We start from the raw sequence: 16,882 nt of genomic DNA, 5'->3' as shown, positions 1-16,882 counted from the left end.
TCACCAAACAAATTTCTTCAATCCATCGCCTCCACGCCATGTTTCCTTCTGCATAAATTGGGGATAAGAATGTAGAGAACTTTTTTGTTAAAAGGAGGCAAGTGAGATGGGATTGCTTGACGGAAAAATAGCATTTATTACTGGCGCAAGCTCGGGAATCGGTCGTGCATCCGCAATTAAACTTGCTGATGAAGGTGCAAGAGTCGTCCTTGCCGATATAAAAGAAGAAAATGCTCAAGAAGTAAAAACATTGATTGAGGAAAAAGGCAGTGAGGCTGTTATTGTAGAATGTGATATTTCAAAACCTGAAGAGGTAAAAAACGCTTATACGAAAGCAGTTGAAGCATTTGGCCGGATCGATATCGTTTTTGCGAACGCCGGTATAAACGGGGTCGTCGCGCCAATTGAGGATTTGGAGCCCGATGAGTGGGATGAAACCATCACCACTAACCTAAAAGGTACCTTCCTGACAGTGAAGTATGCGATTCCTTATTTGAAAAAGCATGGCGGCAGCATCATCATCACAAGTTCAATTAACGGAAACCGGATTTTCAAGAATTTTGGCATGTCCGCCTATAGTACTTCAAAAATCGGCCAGGCTGGCTTTGGAAGGATGGCTGCTCTTGAGCTCGCCAGTTATAAGATTAGGGTAAATACAATTTGCCCAGGGGCTATTGATACAAATATTGAAGAAAATACATTCAGGGAAGAAGAGCAGCTTGAAAAAATCACTGTTCCTGTGGAGTATCCCGAAGGAAACCAGCCACTTGAAAACCGTTCTGGTAAGCCGGAGCAAGTGGCCGATTTGGTCTTCTTTCTGGCCTCTGATTTTTCAAGCCATATTACCGGCACTGAGATTTATATTGATGGTGCGGAGTCACTGCTTTAAGAACAAAATGCGCAAGCGCCTTGGTCAGCCCCGACAAGCACAAGACGAGCCGGACGAAAGGTTCGTTCTTTAACCTTTTGGCCGGAATGGCTTGTGACCTCGAGGGGCTAGGCGCTGGAGCTGGATTACAACAACTTGTTTTGAGTTTTCCACAAGGACATATTTTATAATTTCCTTATTTCACCTTAAATTTAACATCCCCGATTCCAAGATCGGCATTTACAATAATCGTCTTTTTTGCACTTTCAAATGCTTCATTCACATAAACGTTTCCGTTTTTCTTAATGAATCCGTCATAACTTACTTTACCAATTCCTTTATCAGCGATAACTTTGACTCCAATGTCTTTAGGCAAAATAACCGTCGTCTTCCCGACCCCCATTTGAACATCAGCCTGAAAACCTTCATCCCATTCTCCCGCTAGGTTGATTTCAACGTCCCCCACCCCTGCATCAACGTCAAGGCTGGACAATTTCATGCCCCGCAGGTCAAGGGTGGCATCCGAAACACCTGCATCGACTTTTAAGTCAATTGGAACATCATCAGTTAAGGCAATCTTCCAGTCATTATCCTCTTTGCCAAAATGAAAATTCCAAAGCCTCTTTTTTTCTTGAGTTACTTTAATTCGCCCTTCTTTTCCTAAACGTTTATAGGAAACCACAGGTTTATACCTTGCACCTTCATGGTGGATTGTTCCTTCAAGCCAGTCATCCGCTCCGCCTGTGACTGTAAGCTTACTCACTCCGATATCCAAGGCGACCTCAAGATTTTTCGCCTTGTCTTTATCAACATGAATATCTGACTCATTGTTCCCACCCATAATAGCCCCGACGGCAAATCTTGCTGCAAAAATTAACACAGCCGCAATTACTAAGGCTCCAACCAACTTTTTCATTAAAAACTCCCCCAGTCATCGTTATACCCTCATCATAATGGAGTTATCGTTCTATGAATACCGCCTCCTGCCATATTTTCCGCTAAGACTTAGGGCTTAGGAACGAAGATAAAAGCTGTTGAAAACTCTCAAACTGATCGCTTAAAAAAGTTTTTATAACTGCACTACACGTATGCACTAGTTTTTTATCAATAAGTGCAATAGTCAAGTTTTGTTACTAAATAAATCAAGTTACCTAATATTAAAGTTGGGAAACTTTTTCGTTTTAGATACAGTTTCTTATAAATAAATCAATTAATCTATAAAAACATCAAATATTAAAGGCCTTAAGGTTGGGAAACCCCTCTTTAATATGTTAAAAACCAAAAAATGTATTGTTAAATATTAGAAAATGTATTAAGATAATTCAGAAAATAAAGAAAACGAGGAGTGAAAACATGAAAAAAGTACTGAGCACTATTTTTTGTACTGCATTGTTAATAGGGACCCTTTTTTCACCATTAACAACAAGCGCAAAAGAAAAGGAAAAAAAAGTAAAAGAAGTTGTTTCTAATGGAGAAGTAACACTAGAAGTAACTGAAGATGGTCAAGTTATTGATGTGAGCGACGGTGCGCAAATTGTATCTGTACATTCTTATTTAGAAGATGGTACAGTAAAAGAAATTACTGTTGGTGAATATGTTGAAAAGATTAAAAAACAAGGCAACGAGAGAAAATTAAAAGAGGCTGAGGTAAAGAAAGCGAAGGAACGAGATAGTTCTTCGTCAAAAAGAGTTCCAATTAAAGTTACTTCAACAGGTGAGATCACACCAGATTGTATAGCATGTGTTGGGGGAGTAAGTACAAAGTATACTGAGTCTTCCTACTCTAATTTGACAGGTAGTGCTCAAAAGGCAACAAATTATTCATATAACTGTACTTTAGATAATTCTACAAAGTCCTTATCATATAGCGCTACTAAATCACATGGATTTAATGTATCCCTTACTTCACCAGAATTCTCCGCATTTAAAGCTGGAGTAAGTTATACATTCACTTCATCTGCAACGGTGTCTGGGACAGATACAATAACAATTAGACCAAAATATAGAGGTTGGTTTGATTTCTATCCTTATTTAAGAAAAAGCTCCGGCTATGTTAGACATTATTTGGGTGGTAGCGTTACATCCTCCAAATGGGTTGTAGGCACATATCCAAAACTAAGTAGTGGAAAATTAAGCGGAGATCTCGTTGGTAAGACATCAGCAATGACATCAACTCAAATCTCTACCTACTGTCGGTAATAAATTTACTCTTTTTAAATATAATAAAGAAACAACGCTGAGGCACATTCCCACAGCGTTGTTTTTTATGAATTTTTTAATACATCAATTTGGATTTTTAAATAATATCTATCATTTTATATATTCAACCTTTTTATTTTCCCACTTACCCTTATAAAAATAATACCAGAAGACTTGGTCTTTCTTAATATTTACTACCTCATATGAATTAGAAATATTGTCAGTCACTTTAACTTCCCTTACTGATGAGTTTAAAATTTTTCCTACTAACACAGGAATCTTAGCCCCTGTTGGTGTAGTGATCGAAGTAAAACTTTCAACCCCATCTGTTCGATCTTGCAGTTTATAATCTCTAAATATCCCATCAAACGTGACACTATATCCCTTTGGATTCTTCTGAATAAATGCAAACCCTATTCCTTTGTTTAAAAATATAATTATTTCTTCCCCGGAATGTTTTTCAATCGAAAGAATATTATCTGTATTAAATCCTTCATATTCAAAAGATTTAACAATTGCTTGCTCTTTGGTTGAGTAAAATATCTGTTTTGAGGCTGCTACATTTTTATTGCATCCATACAAGGTTATTGATAATAAAAAAATCGCAAAATAGGTTAATAAACGATTTTTCACAAAAAAACCCCTTCCATTTTCCACTAAATTATACTATAGCGCTTGTGAAGTTTCCACACTATTTAAAATATATTGTTTTATATAAAGTATGTAAATACCCTTCGCCTATCAATTATGATGTGGCACTCCTATGCATTATATAAGTATCAGTTATACTTTTTTAAGCTAGGACCACGAGCCGGATCACTCAAATTTTTTTGGAGTGATCCACAGGCTGGTATTTTATAATTTTCTAAACCACAACAAAAGGCAGAAATCCGCCCCCGAATTCCTGCCTTCAATAAATATTAAGTTTACTTTGTGCCGGCGGATTCAAGCTGAAGTAAATGCTGCTTCATTTCCAGCCCGCCGCGGTACCCGGTGATCGCTCCACTTTTTCCAATGACACGGTGGCAAGGAATAGCGATTAATAGCGGGTTGGCCCCGATAGCCGTTCCCACTGCCCGGACAGCTGCCGGCTTTCCAATTAATTGAGCTATTTCACTGTACGAGGTTGTTTTGCCATAAGGAATTTCCCGTAATGCCGCCCAAATGCTTTCCTGAAAGGGGGTGCCTTTAAAATCTAAAGTTCCGGAAAAAGACTGTTTTTTTCCTTCTAGATACTCGGCAAGTTCCGCCGTATAGATCTTTACTACCTCTTCGTTTTCATTCAGACTGGAACCTGGGTAGTATTTCACGGCCCACTTCTCCAGTTCGCCGATGCCTTTGCCTGGTGACCCTACATAGCAGAGCCCTTTTTCCGTAGCAGCAACAACCATTGGCCCAATTTTATTTTCAAACATTGACCAGTATATAGACTTCGGACTATTTGCCATTTTCCTTTCCCCTTCCTTATTTAAGGAAATAGACTCTCGTTTCAAACGGCCTCAATGTAAATTCCCTTCTTAAACGAGTGTCCCGTATTTCATAGTTTTGTAGGACCAGTTCACTTGACTTATAGGAAATGGCTGTAGGCATTTTGTATCTAGTCGGTGTGCCGTGTAGATTACAGATAATAATGGCTCTCTGCCTGCCAAGTGTACGCGTATAGACAAATAACTTTGGATGATTAGGGTGATAGAGCTCGTATTGGCCATATATAAAGAGAGGGTTTTCCTTCCTGAGACGAATCATCTTTTTATAAAAGTTCAGGATGGAATCTTCATCGGCAAGCTGGCTTTCCACATTAATCTCCCTGAAATTCGGATTAATCCCAAGCCACGTTTTATCAGCTTTTGTAAAGCCGCCCATGTGAGTCGAATCCCATTGCATCGGGGTTCTGGAGTTGTCCCTGCCCCTTTTCCAGACAACCTCCATAATTTCCTCGTGCGGTCGGCCTTTTTCGCTTTCTATCTTGTAGTAATTTATCATCCCAACATCATCATAATCTTCTATTCTTGGGAATTTGACGTTTGTCATGCCAATTTCCTGCCCCTGGTAAATGAAAGGTGTCCCTTTCATCAAAAAGTACATAGCGCCGAGCACTTTGGCGCTTTCCTTCCAAAACTCCCGGTCATTCCCCCAGCTTGAAACACGGCGCGGCTGATCGTGGTTTTCGATGAAGAGCGCATTCCAGCCTCTTCCCTCCAAGCCTTTCTGCCACTTGGTCAGAACGCGCTTCAATGCTACTACATCAACTGAATCCTTTGTTTTCTTATCCCACAAGTCCAAGAATTCGAACTGGAAAATCATATTAAAATAGCCATTTTCCTCGCCAACCCATTTGTCGGCATCGACGAGCCGGACGCCATTGGCCTCCGCGACTGTCATCACATCATAATTTTTTATCGTTTCACGCGAAAACTCGGACAGGAATTCATCAATCCCGTTTACGTTCATCATATATTCAAAACACGAAACATACTCAAGGTTTTCCGGATTTTGCATATCAGGCAGTCCCGGTTCTTTTTTGATATGAGAAATGGCATCGACCCGGAACCCGTCAATTCCTTTTTCTAGCCACCAGTTGACCATTTCATAAAGAACTTCTCTGACCTCAGGATTTTCCCAGTTCAGATCAGGCTGCTTTGCCGAAAAAAGATGCATAAAATACTGCCCTGTTGCTTCATCATATTTCCAGGCCGGTCCGCTGAAGATAGATTCCCAGTTATTCGGTTCCTTCCCATCCTTACCATCCCGCCATATGTACCAGTCCCGTTTCGAGCTGTCTTTCGATGAGCGCGACTCGATGAACCAAGGATGCTCATCACTCGTATGGTTAATGACGAGATCAAGGATCATTTTCATTCCCCGCTTATGCACCTCTTCAAGCAGTTCATCAAAATCCTCCATCGTCCCGAAATCTTCCATAATATCCTGGTAATCAGATATATCGTAGCCATTATCATCGTTAGGGGATTTATACATCGGGGACAGCCAGATGACATCTATGCCCAAATCCTTTAGGTAATCAAGCTTCAGGGTAAGCCCTTTCAAATCACCGATTCCGTCGCCGTTGCTGTCCATGAAACTTCTTGGGTAAACCTGATAAGCGACACTTTCTTTCCACCATTTTTTAGTCATCATTCCACCTCAAAATATATCATGAAATCTATGAATTTTTTCTTGATTTCTAATTATTTCAAACCCCAATAAGTGTAGCATATATTTTCCAATCTTTCAGCCGGTCCAAAAAACGGTCTTACCAGCCAGCCTTTAAAGAGCTGGCTTATGTAAGAGTAGACTTGGGTAGCAATTTAAGAGATTGTTCCTTGTGTTTGTGGTAAAGCGGATTATCAGGATGAATGGCAATCGCCTTTTCTATTGCTTCGATTGCTAGCTCGTGCTTTCCTAGCGATCGCAGGCTGTTCGCTTTATGGAATGAAAAGTCGTATCTGTTCGGCTGGAGGGCAAGAAGGCGATCCATTTCCTCTACAGCCTCCGCATGCCTGCCGAGTTCACGTAAATAGTTCGATTTGTGGTATCGATAAAAAGTTTCTGTTGGATTAAGCCCAACCGCTTTATCATACTCAGTCAAGCCATCTTCTGTTCTGTTCATCAGCCTCAGGCAATTGGCCGTGTAAAAATAAAAGTCAAGATCATTTGCATCTATGGCTAATCCTCTGTTAAATGTCTCCAAAGCTTCTTCATATCTTTTCAATTCCTGAAGGCAATAACCTCGATAAAAATAAACATCAGTGTTATCCGGTTTGTCTTTCAGTGCCTCATCAAGCTTAGCAATCGCCTCTTCGTAACGGTCTTCAAGGTACAGGGCTTTCACTTCCTGAATAAAAGGATCTTTTTCAGTAAATGCTCCTGACAAAATGCTGTAAACCTTCTCCTGTCCCAGTTCTTTTGCATGATCAATGGAGGATTTGCCGTCAAAGTCCTTCAAATGTGGGTCAGCTCCTGCATGTACGAGGAGTTCAATCATGAAAGAGTAGAGGCGGCCCCCGTTCCCTAAAATAACGGATTCAAGAAGTGCAGACCAGCCAAGGTTGTTGGCGTGATTAACAGGGATTCCCGCATCAAGGCACCTCTGGACAGTTTTCAAGTATCCTTTTTCACTGGACGGCAGCAGCGCCGTCCCGCCAAAACGATTTACTTTGCCTAAATCTGCGCCGTAACCCAGCATCTGGCTCAGTATTTCATGAAACCCATTCGCCCCCGCGCAAATGAACGGTGTCAGTTGGGTATTATCGCTTGTATTTACATCACTGCCCGCCTCGAGTAAAATTTTTACCGCTTCCAGCTGGTTTTTCTGGGTAGCAGCCATAAGCGCCGTGCGACCGTCTTCATCCTTGAATTTGACGCTAGCGCCTTCTCTTAACAGCTGTTGGATAGCTGCTGTATCCCCTTCTTCACTAGCAGTTATTAACTGTGAATCCAATTGTGTATATTCCATCTGGTGATGCACCTTCCTTTTTCCAAAACGATCAATGGAGTGGAATAAGAGAAACCTCATATAGTCCATTATTCCTCTAACTATTTCATCTTAACTCATTAAAGTCTGTTTTAAAAACAACCATTACTCTAGTGAAAAACGGCAGTCCACCGGGGGCTGCCGTTTTTTCAAAGAATATCAAGCCAGATCTTAATCGCAGTTGCCGAGATGAGGACCGCCAAGATTATCTGGAGAACTTTAGTATTCATCTTTTTCCCTGCCGCGGCTCCAAGCGGCGAGGCGATCAGGCTGGCAATGATCACAATGAATGCCGGAAAATAGGCAACTTGCCCTGTTGTCACTTTGCCAACCGTAGCCCCAATGGACGAAATGAACGTGATCGCTAGCGAGGAGGCAATCGTCATCCTTGTCGGGATTTTAAGAACGACAAGCATGATTGGAACAAGAAGGAACGCTCCCGCCGCTCCAACGATGCCTGAACCAATCCCGACAATCAGCGCCAGGCCTGCCGCCAGCCATTTATTGAAGTTCACTTGGTCTAGTGGAATATCGTCAATGCCTTTCTTGGGAACAAACATCATCACCGCTGCAATCAGAGCTAAAATCCCATAGACGATGTTGATCCCAGCCTCGGACATAAGCTTCGAGCCGAATCCGCCGATGAAGCTGCCGGCCAAAATACTGCTGCCCATGTAAATGATCAATGTCTTATTCAAGTAACCGCCTTTTCGGTAAGCCCATACCCCGCCGATTGTGGCAAACAAGACTTGGACGGCGGAAATGCCGGAAACCTCGTGGGCACTGAATGCAGCCAGGCCAAAAAGAGGCGGAATGTAAAGAAGCATCGGATATTTAATAATCGACCCGCCAATCCCGAGCATACCGGAAATGTATGAACCGATAAAGCCAATTAGAAAAATCGTTACAATAAAGGAGATATCCAAAGCCAACATCCCCTTATCGAACGGCGCAGCGATTTGGACCAATTTCCATTTCACGCTGCTGTTCCAAATTAGGAGTCATCTTGCCCATGTTCGTCTGCCGGATTTCATGATAAGAATTAGGCTGCGGAGGCAAATTTTCCGTTACAAGCCTTCTGAATTCTGTCTCGCTCTCTATATTCAGCCCATGGTTTTCAGCAAAAAGAATACCAAGTTCTTTGCCGACACTTCCATCTTCGTTCAGTTCATCAATAATCATAAAATGGGCAGGAAGGACAATTAATTCGTCTGACAGTTTCCTGTAACGCTTATAAAGTGATTCCCTTAAATCTCCAACCCAGTCTTCCGCCATGCCAGCAAGATCCGGACGCCCAATAGAATCAATAAACAGAATGTCGCCTGATAGCAGGTACTTCTCATCAATGACAAAGGAAGTTGAACCAATTGTATGTCCTGGAGAATAAAGCGTATGGATGTTTATACTTGTATCGCCAATCCTCACTTCGTTTCCATCCACAAGCGGTTCGTAATCAAAGGTCACTTCTGTCGCATCTTTCGGAGGGAGCCAGTATGCAGCCCCTGTTTCTTCGGCAATCCTTCTGCCGCCTGAGATATGGTCGGCATGCAGATGGGTATCGAAGACATGGGTAATTTTGGCCCCTAACTCTTTTGCAAAATCAAGATAGACATCCGTCATCCTTGTAGCGTCAATAATAGCAGCCTCCCCATTTGATACCGCCATATAGGATAGGCAGCCTTTTCCAATCCGAACGAATTGATAAAGCTCGCCATTGCCATTTATATCACCGACCCTTACCGGCTCAAGATATTCACTCCACGCCTTCATTCCGCCTTCAAGATAGGATACGTCCCGGCCTGCTTCGGAAAGCATCTCCGCAATCATGATTGATGAGCCTTCTTTTGCGCAAACAACGAGAACGTCCTTATCTTTCGGCAGTTGCTCAAGTACGTCTTCCACTCCGTCCAAAAGCTCGAAATAAGGGACATTCAAATGAGTGAAATAATGGCCTTCTATTTTCCAATCTTTAAAATCAGCCTCATTCCGGACATCCAGGATGAATAAAGGTTCCTTGTCAATAATCTTTTTTGTAACTTCTTTCGCAGTTATTTGTTTTACAGTCATGATTCACTTATACCCCCCATGGTATTATTTTGGGTAAAATTTTAGAGGAATCCTGATCCATTACATCTTTAGGATTTCCTCATAGTTTTCATTTTTGATTATAAGCTTTCCTTTTTCCCATTCCATTTGCTCATTCCTGGTACAACGTTTTTCACATTCTTGAACCCTTTTTCAACAAGCTTTTGGCAAGCAAGATCGCTCCGGCTGCCTGTCCGGCACACAACAAAAACCGGTTGATCGTTGTCTATTTCACCTAATCGCTCCTCCAGTTCGCCAAGCGGAATGTTTACAGCATCCTGAATGTGGCTAAAGGCAAATTCTGCTTCCTCCCTGACGTCAAGAATGACGAAGGGGTCATTGGCACTCAGCTTTTGCTCGAGCTCTTCATTGCTGATTGTATGAGGAAAGCTTCTCTCTTCCTTTTCCTCGCCGGATGATTTCCGCAGGTAATGCCTGAGGACATCTCCCTCTTCAACAGTACCAAGGTATTGATGGCCGGTGCTCTCCGCCCAGGCTTTCAGATCGGCCTTTGAGCCTTTGTCGGTTGCCTCTACTTCTAGCACCCGCCCTTCTTCAAGTGCTGCCATCACTTTTTTCGTTTTGACAATCGGCATTGGGCAGGCAAGGCCCGTTGCATCCAACTGAATATCTGCTTTTATCACGATTTGTCATTCCCCTCTATTCTTTCATTTACAAGAATTTATTCGATAATCCCTGCCCAGGCAAGCATTCCCCCGGCCATGTTCACTGTCTTAAAGCCGTAGCTGTCTAGGAATTTGCAGGCTCTCCCGCTTCGTCCGCCTGAGCGGCAGACCATCACATATTCCTTCTCTTTATCAAGTTCATTCAGCCTAAATTCAATCAGGCCGAGCGGAATATTGACCGCCCCCGGGATTTTTCCTTCGGCCACTTCATCAGTCTCGCGGACGTCAATGATATTCAATGCTTCCCCATTAGCCAGCAACTGTTCCAATTCTTTTGGTGAGATTTCCTTCATGGTATTCCCTCTCCCTTTTTGCAAAATTATAACCAGGCGCTCATGCCGCCTTTGACATTTGTAATGTTATTAAAACCAAGTATCTTTAGCTGTCTGGCTGCTTTACTGCTGCGCATCCCGCTTTGGCAAATGACAACCACTTCCTTTTCCTTATTCAATTGGGAAGCCTTTTGAGAAAGCTGGTGAAGCGGGATGTTTTTAAACTCATGAATATGGCGATCTCTAAATTCCCCGGGGTTCCTCACATCAACGAATTGAATGGCTTGATCCTTCAGCATTGGTTTTAATTCCGCAACCCCTATATTGCGGACGCCTTTTGCCGGAAGGAATTGTTTTAGCAGGAAAAATCCGGTGATGCCAATTAAAAGCCAGTTTAAATAGTCCAATCAGAACCCTCCTATTAAATAAACAAGTTTACATTGCCCTCTTCAGCATCAGCAAGATACGCTGCAACCCCGGCATATTCAATGTTATCAAGAAGCTCCTCTTCCTTGAGGCCAAGCAAATCCATCGTCATTGTGCAGGCAATGAGCTTGACATCCTGTTCGCGGGCCATATCAATCAGTTGCGGAAGAGTCATTGCATTATGCTTTTTCATCACTTCTTTTATCATTTTCGGTCCCATTCCGGCAAAATTCATTTTGGAAAGGCCAAGCTTATCAGCTCCTCTTGGCATCATTTTGCCAAACATTTTTTCAATGAAGCTTTTTTTTGTCTGGATTGGTTCGTCCTTACGGAGTGCATTCAATCCCCAAAAAGTGTGGAAAATCGTCACCTCGTGATCATAGGCCGCTGCACCATTCGCGATAATGTAGGCTGCCATTGCTTTATCATAATCCCCGCTAAAGAGGATAATTGTCGTTTTCTTCTTTTCCATTTTTTCTAGTCAATCTCCCTTCAATTTACCCATTAGGGTATATGTTTTTTCAAAAAAAATTAAACTTTTTTAATCCAAAATTTATAGACACCATTTTCCTCTTCATGTTTTACGATTTCGTTGTCTGTCGATGCCGCCCAAGCGGTAAGATCCGCTTTGAGACCTTTGTCAGTCACATGGATTTCAAGCACCTGGCCGGGGTCCATTTCCTTCATTTCCTTCCTCGTTTTAACGATCGGCATTGGACATGCCAGCCCTTTTGCATCCAAAAATTTTGTTTTTTCCATCATACTATTCCTCCCAAATTGTTATTATACATCTACCCGTAGGGGTATATAAAGTTGTGAAATAAAAGAGGGTGACCCACCCTTTTATTTTTTAACGGCTTTTGACAAGAAGGCTTACAGCTTCTTGAATCAATTCCTCTGTATTTTGGCCATTCTTCTCGGCCTCCAGTACACACTCTACAAGATTGGAGCTGACAATAACCCCAATTGTCCTGTCAACCGCGGAACGGACAGCGGATAATTGCGTAATAACGTCTTTACAATTCTTATCCTCTTCCATCATTTTAAGAATGCCGCGCAGCTGGCCCTCCATCCTCTTGACCCTGTTTTTCATTTGATCATCATAATTCACTTTTTTCCCCTCCTTCTCACTGGCACCCACAGCCGGCCAATGAGTAGCCAACAACGTGGTAGCCATTTTTCCTTAACACACGGATTGCCCAATTTTTCTCCAGTCTGTCAGAAGCGACAAGATGCACATGTTTTCCCGGTATCTCGCTCATATACCTGTTCAAATACGGGGCAGGTATTGAGAAGGACCCATTGACCGGATTTTTGGAAGCAATCGTATAATCACGTATATCCAATAGTATATCATTATTAGTTAAGTGCCCTTCAGTCACTTCCCTGCACGGGACTCCGAAGACTGGAATGTATCTTTTGTAAAGTAAAAAGCTAATGCTGATAAAAAGAATGGCCATAAAATATACGAACAATCAGCATTCCCCTCTCTCAAAAGATTTACCTGGTGACAATTCTTATAATATACCCCATCGGGTATATTGTCAACCCTTTTCATTTTCTTGAACCAAAAAGGCAACCAACACATAAGGTTAGTTGCCTCATCCTAGTATGCTATTTGTTTTCCGCTAGCTGTCCTCCAGCTCCCTGTGCCTCCAAAGGATCTTCAGCCTGTTTTGCGCGCTTAATGAAAAACGCAAGGACAAGCGCAACACCAGCGATAAATGTAGCGACGAAAAACGAAAAGTTAATCCCATGCAACATCGCTTCGGCTAAAACTTGCTGTTTCATTTGGGCGAGCACTTCTGGTGTTGGCTGCTCAGTCAGCTTCTTCATTGCTTCCTGGCCAAGCTCTTTTGCCTGCGATTCGGTCCTGTTCGTCATGATTGTGACAAGCAGGGCTGTTCCAATCGCGCCGGAAACCTGATTCATCGTATTGTTCATCGCCGTTCCATGCGGATATAAGCGAGTTGGCAGCTGGTTCAGACCGTTTGTTGACACTGGCATCATCACCATTGCCATCCCGACGCTCCGTACAGAATAAAGAATTAGCAAGTGCGTATAAGAGGTATCAAGTGTCAGCCGGCTGAACCCAAAGGTTGTGATGACAATAATCCCCAACCCGGTAATGGCCAATAATCTGCCGCCGACTTTATCAAAAAGGCGGCCAGTAATCGGCGACATAAATGCCATTAGAATAGCTCCGGGCATGAGCAGCAATCCGGCATCCATCGGGGAAATGCCTCTTAAATTTTGCACGTAGATTGGAAGCAGGATCATGCCGGAAAAGAGCGCCATATTTACACTCATTGAAATAACAGAAGCTAGCGCAAATGCCGGAAAGCGGTAAACCTGAAAATTAAGAAACGGCTTTTCAAGCTTCAGCTGCCGTAAAATGAATACAATCAGAGAAATGGCCCCTATCGCGATCGTCCCATATACATATGGACTGTCCCAGCCTTTATTTCCCGCCGAGCTGAATCCGTATAAAATGCCGCCGAATCCGATACTCGATAAAACGAGTGAAACAAACTCAAGCCGAATATCTACTTTCTCTTTCTTATCTTTCAGCAGGAAAAAGCCTACAAGGAGTATGACAATAGCAATCGGCGTGACAAAGTGGAAAAGCATCCGCCAATCATAATTCTCAATAATCCAGCCGGACAAAGTCGGCCCTATCGCAGGCGCGAACATCAGGATTAATCCGAAAACGCCCATGGCCGTCCCACGTCTTTCAATCGGGAAGCTGACAAGCATCACATTCATCAGAAGCGGCATTAGAATCGCCGAGCCCGATGCCTGAAGCATCCTCCCTGTCAGCAGAACCGGGAAAACATGGGCAGTTCCAGCGACGATGGTCCCGATTGCGAATAAACCCATGGCAGCGAGAAAAAGTCTTCTCACTGAATATTTTTGAATCAAAAAGGCTGTGGCTGGAATAAGAATTCCATTCACTAGCATAAAGCCGGTTGTAAGCCATTGGACGGTTGGCGGCTCCACTTTTAAATCCCTCATAATGGATGGAAGCGCAATATTAAGCAATGTATTATTAAGAAATGCAATAAACGCACCTATCATGAGTATGGCTATGATTCCATAGGGAGGCCGCCCGTGTTTATTTATTGTTTGTTCCATTGTAGTTCCTCCTGTATACTTCGGGTTCAAAATAGTAAACTGTCGTTACACATGCACTTTATCATATACCACCAGTTCAAAAATTTCAATCAAAAATTACCTCAATTTTATTGAGTTTGTTTAAGATTTCACGATGATGTAGTATACTTTTTATACAGGTAGTACAATGAATCTAAGGTGATAAAATGAACGATAGAAAACAGCGCGTGATCCAAGCCGCCCATCAGCTATTTATTGAAAAAGGATTCCAGGCCACTTCCATTCAGGATATTCTGGACAACAGCGGCATCTCAAAAGGAACATTTTATAATTACTTTCCCTCTAAAAACGAATTGCTAATCGCTCTAATTACATCTATCTATAAACAGCTTGAATTAGAGCGGAATGAATTACTTGTTGGAAAGAGCCATGCCGACAGAGAAATTTTCATCAAGCAGCTTGAACTGCATTTAAAAACAAACCGAGCAAACAAACTGCTTTATCTCTTTGATGAAATAATGGTTTCCAATGATCCAGTCCTGAAAGATTTCTTGAAGAAAAACCGGCTTAAAAGTATTGATTGGTTATTCCAACGCTTTACCGATGTTTTTGGCGAGGATAAAAAAACTTATCTTCTTGATTGCGCGATTATGTTCATGGGAATGCTCCAGCAAAACCTGAAGTTTAATCATCTGGCCTATGGGCCAAAGGCTAGCATTCATGGCATCGTCCGCTACAGCGTAGAACGGATTTCGCATGTTGTTGAAGAAGTCTCAAAAACGAATGAACAATTGCTTGATCCCATTTTGCTTGAAAAATGGAACTCTGATCGCCAGACCGCCAATCATGACTTTCAGCAAAAACTCTATCTCTCCATTATTGCCTTGAAAAAAGCTGTGCATAAAACAAATGGGGAAAACAGATACATTGAATTACTCGATTTTATCGAAGGAGAACTATCAAAATCCAGCGAACCCCGGGAGTTCTTGATCGAAAGCGTGCTTCATACTTTGGATACCTTCCTCCGGAAAGATGGAAATGCTCCGGCCCTAAAAGAATTGGAACAGCTTTCTGCCGTTATCTTATCCAATTCCTCATCAGGAAATGGATAAACCTAAACCACCTCCGGTTATATACTGGAGGCTTTTTTGCGCAAAAAAACAGCTTTGTATAGTCCTTCCAAAAAATATCCATACTAAGCTAATAAACGACTGAACGATTAAAAAGGAATATGGTGGCCAGCATGTTCAAATGGAAGAGGAATCCATCGGAAAATAAAGAGAAAGAGAAACAACTCGACGAAATTTTGCAGGCAGCGAAAAAGTCCAGTGATTTTATCGAATTCTCCCCTCTTGAAAATGGGCGAATGACCATTAGCTGCTATAAAACTTTAATTGATGAGAAAATGCTTCGCCGCAGCCTGCTTTCGGGGATTCAGGAAAATGCAGAAAATATTCGAAACCTCACTGACATTAAAAACTATGTCCCTATAGAAGACATTACCGTGACGGATGATGCTGCAGATGCAGAAATTAAACTTCACACCGGATTCGCACTCATCCAGATGGATAAAGGAAAAAAGTGTGCATTAGTTAGCTTAAGCGACTCTGCCAAGGGCATTCGCCAAAACAATGAAACGGATAATGAATTCAGTGTTATTGGCCCTAAAGTTGGGTTTATCGAAAACCTCGATACAAATTTGCAATTGCTGCGAAAGCAGCTTGTGACGACTGATCTAATTGTTGAAGAATTCGTGGTAGGAAATCTGTCAAAAACAAGGGTCGTCCTCGCTTATTTAAATGGATTGACAAATCCTGAGTATATCCAGACGGCGAGACAGAGAATTGAGGATGTCGATTTTGATATCCTTCAGGATACGACAATATTGGAGCAGTTGCTGTCTGACCATAACCTAACGCCATTCCCGCTCTTTCTTCCATCAGAAAGAGTCGACAAGGCTGCCTATTCTTTAGCACTTGGCCAAATTGTTATTTTTTGTGACGGTTCCTGTTATGCCATTTCAGCTCCGGTCTCTGTATTAGATTTTTACAATTCACCTGAAGATTACTATACATCCTGGCTTCAAGGCTCGTTTTTCAGGATGATCCGTTTTTTCGGAACAACATTCTCGGTTTTTTCGACTCCAATCTATGTCGCTGTTTTAACGTATCATTATGAAATTATTCCAAACAACCTGCTCGGACCAATCATATATTCTAGAGCGAACGTCCCTTTCGCCCCCTATCTAGAAGTGCTTTTCCTGGAAATCACGATCGAGCTCCTAAGAGAAGCTGGTGCGAGGCTTCCAAGCAAAATTGGCCAAACACTCGGAATTGTCGGAGGTATTGTAATTGGCCAGGCAACAGTGCAAGCAGCGTTGACGAGTAATATTTTATTAATCATCGTCGCTCTTGCCGCTCTGTCATCTTTTACAACGCCTATTTACAAAATGTCGAATACGGTAAGGCTGCTACGGTTCCCGATGATTCTTTTAGCAGCAATCTGGGGTGGATATGGGCTTGCGGTCGGTATTGTTTTGCTCATGACACATCTTTTCCGCCTGACATCTCTCGGAAGCCCGTATATGGTTCCTCTCTATCCTTTCAGAATGGCGGGGACCGCCGATACTTTCATCAAGTCGCCTTATGCCAAATCATCCAGCCGCCCCGGGTATTTAAGGGTACTCGGTAGGAAGAAATATTCTCCAAAAGAAAATAAGGATAGGAGAAAGGACCTTAACACTGAGTAAGAAGATGGA

Annotated in this window: 19 protein-coding genes; 4 read left to right on the top strand and 15 right to left on the bottom strand. The window is 42.3% G+C overall.

All coding sequences use genetic code 11. From position 1 onward, the window contains the following. Positions 1–106: 106 nt before the first annotated feature. The gene (locus tag D1B31_RS08355) at positions 107–889 is read left to right on the top strand and encodes an SDR family oxidoreductase (protein WP_118920296.1); all 783 of its coding nucleotides are present in this window, start codon (positions 107–109) and stop codon (positions 887–889) included. Positions 890–1,064: 175 nt separating this feature from the next. On the opposite strand, the gene D1B31_RS08350 is transcribed toward D1B31_RS08355, so the two are convergent. Beyond that, on the bottom strand, positions 1,065–1,784 hold the full coding sequence (locus tag D1B31_RS08350) for a toast rack family protein (RefSeq protein ID WP_118920295.1): 720 nt from the start codon (positions 1,782–1,784) through the stop codon (positions 1,065–1,067). Between the two features lie 437 nt (positions 1,785–2,221). Here D1B31_RS08350 and D1B31_RS08345 point away from each other — a divergent pair, with 437 nt between their 5' ends. After that, positions 2,222–3,067: a hypothetical protein gene (locus D1B31_RS08345; protein WP_118920294.1), complete on the top strand. Its 846-nt coding sequence runs from the start codon at positions 2,222–2,224 to the stop codon at positions 3,065–3,067. 111 nt (positions 3,068–3,178) lie between these two features. Here the strand turns inward: D1B31_RS08345 and D1B31_RS08340 are convergent, their stop codons facing one another. From D1B31_RS08340 to D1B31_RS08275, 14 genes are all read right to left on the bottom strand, one after another. Then, the gene (locus D1B31_RS08340) at positions 3,179–3,700 is read right to left on the bottom strand and encodes a hypothetical protein (RefSeq protein WP_118920293.1); all 522 of its coding nucleotides are present in this window, start codon (positions 3,698–3,700) and stop codon (positions 3,179–3,181) included. A 293-nt stretch (positions 3,701–3,993) separates the two neighbouring features. After that, positions 3,994–4,515, bottom strand: a complete 522-nt coding sequence (locus tag D1B31_RS08335) for a methylated-DNA--[protein]-cysteine S-methyltransferase (protein ID WP_118920292.1) — start codon at positions 4,513–4,515, stop codon at positions 3,994–3,996. A 16-nt stretch (positions 4,516–4,531) separates the two neighbouring features. After that, complete coding sequence (locus D1B31_RS08330; protein WP_118920291.1) at positions 4,532–6,202, bottom strand: glycoside hydrolase family 13 protein; 1,671 nt, start codon at positions 6,200–6,202, stop codon at positions 4,532–4,534. A gap of 145 nt (positions 6,203–6,347) precedes the next feature. Then, positions 6,348–7,523 carry a tetratricopeptide repeat protein gene (locus D1B31_RS08325; RefSeq protein ID WP_118920342.1) on the bottom strand — a complete coding sequence of 392 codons (1,176 nt, stop codon included), beginning with the start codon at positions 7,521–7,523 and terminating at the stop codon, positions 6,348–6,350. A 167-nt stretch (positions 7,524–7,690) separates the two neighbouring features. Beyond that, positions 7,691–8,467 (bottom strand): sulfite exporter TauE/SafE family protein, encoded by a 777-nt coding sequence (locus tag D1B31_RS08320; protein ID WP_118920290.1) that lies wholly within the window; start codon positions 8,465–8,467, stop codon positions 7,691–7,693. Positions 8,468–8,480: 13 nt separating this feature from the next. Continuing rightward, complete coding sequence (locus D1B31_RS08315) at positions 8,481–9,608, bottom strand: MBL fold metallo-hydrolase (protein WP_118920289.1); 1,128 nt, start codon at positions 9,606–9,608, stop codon at positions 8,481–8,483. Between the two features lie 98 nt (positions 9,609–9,706). Next, entirely contained in the window at positions 9,707–10,273 is a 567-nt protein-coding gene (locus D1B31_RS08310; RefSeq protein ID WP_118920288.1) for a sulfurtransferase TusA family protein, read from the bottom strand. 35 nt (positions 10,274–10,308) lie between these two features. Continuing rightward, positions 10,309–10,605 carry a rhodanese-like domain-containing protein gene (locus D1B31_RS08305; protein WP_118920287.1) on the bottom strand — a complete coding sequence of 99 codons (297 nt, stop codon included), beginning with the start codon at positions 10,603–10,605 and terminating at the stop codon, positions 10,309–10,311. A gap of 26 nt (positions 10,606–10,631) precedes the next feature. Next, positions 10,632–10,991 carry a rhodanese-like domain-containing protein gene (locus D1B31_RS08300; protein ID WP_118920286.1) on the bottom strand — a complete coding sequence of 120 codons (360 nt, stop codon included), beginning with the start codon at positions 10,989–10,991 and terminating at the stop codon, positions 10,632–10,634. A gap of 14 nt (positions 10,992–11,005) precedes the next feature. Beyond that, entirely contained in the window at positions 11,006–11,482 is a 477-nt protein-coding gene (locus D1B31_RS08295) for a DsrE/DsrF/DrsH-like family protein (RefSeq protein ID WP_118920285.1), read from the bottom strand. A gap of 59 nt (positions 11,483–11,541) precedes the next feature. Further along, the gene (locus D1B31_RS08290) at positions 11,542–11,769 is read right to left on the bottom strand and encodes a sulfurtransferase TusA family protein (protein ID WP_118920341.1); all 228 of its coding nucleotides are present in this window, start codon (positions 11,767–11,769) and stop codon (positions 11,542–11,544) included. A gap of 91 nt (positions 11,770–11,860) precedes the next feature. Further along, entirely contained in the window at positions 11,861–12,121 is a 261-nt protein-coding gene (locus tag D1B31_RS08285) for a metal-sensitive transcriptional regulator (protein ID WP_118920284.1), read from the bottom strand. Positions 12,122–12,137: 16 nt separating this feature from the next. Further along, positions 12,138–12,485, bottom strand: a complete 348-nt coding sequence (locus D1B31_RS08280; protein WP_118920283.1) for a sulfurtransferase — start codon at positions 12,483–12,485, stop codon at positions 12,138–12,140. A gap of 139 nt (positions 12,486–12,624) precedes the next feature. Continuing rightward, a complete protein-coding gene (locus D1B31_RS08275; RefSeq protein WP_118920282.1) occupies positions 12,625–14,145 on the bottom strand; it encodes a DHA2 family efflux MFS transporter permease subunit in 1,521 nt (506 codons plus the stop codon). A 185-nt stretch (positions 14,146–14,330) separates the two neighbouring features. Here D1B31_RS08275 and D1B31_RS08270 point away from each other — a divergent pair, with 185 nt between their 5' ends. Further along, positions 14,331–15,236, top strand: a complete 906-nt coding sequence (locus D1B31_RS08270; protein ID WP_118920281.1) for a TetR/AcrR family transcriptional regulator — start codon at positions 14,331–14,333, stop codon at positions 15,234–15,236. Positions 15,237–15,367: 131 nt separating this feature from the next. After that, positions 15,368–16,873, top strand: coding sequence for a spore germination protein (locus tag D1B31_RS08265; RefSeq protein ID WP_118920280.1), 1,506 nt, complete (start codon positions 15,368–15,370; stop codon positions 16,871–16,873). The last annotated feature ends 9 nt before the right edge of the window (positions 16,874–16,882 follow it).

Origin of the sequence: Neobacillus notoginsengisoli (assembly GCF_003515685.1) — a bacterium.
GTDB lineage: Bacteria > Bacillota > Bacilli > Bacillales > Cytobacillaceae > Bacillus_D > Bacillus_D notoginsengisoli.
This window is presented reverse-complemented; position numbering and strand designations above follow the sequence as displayed.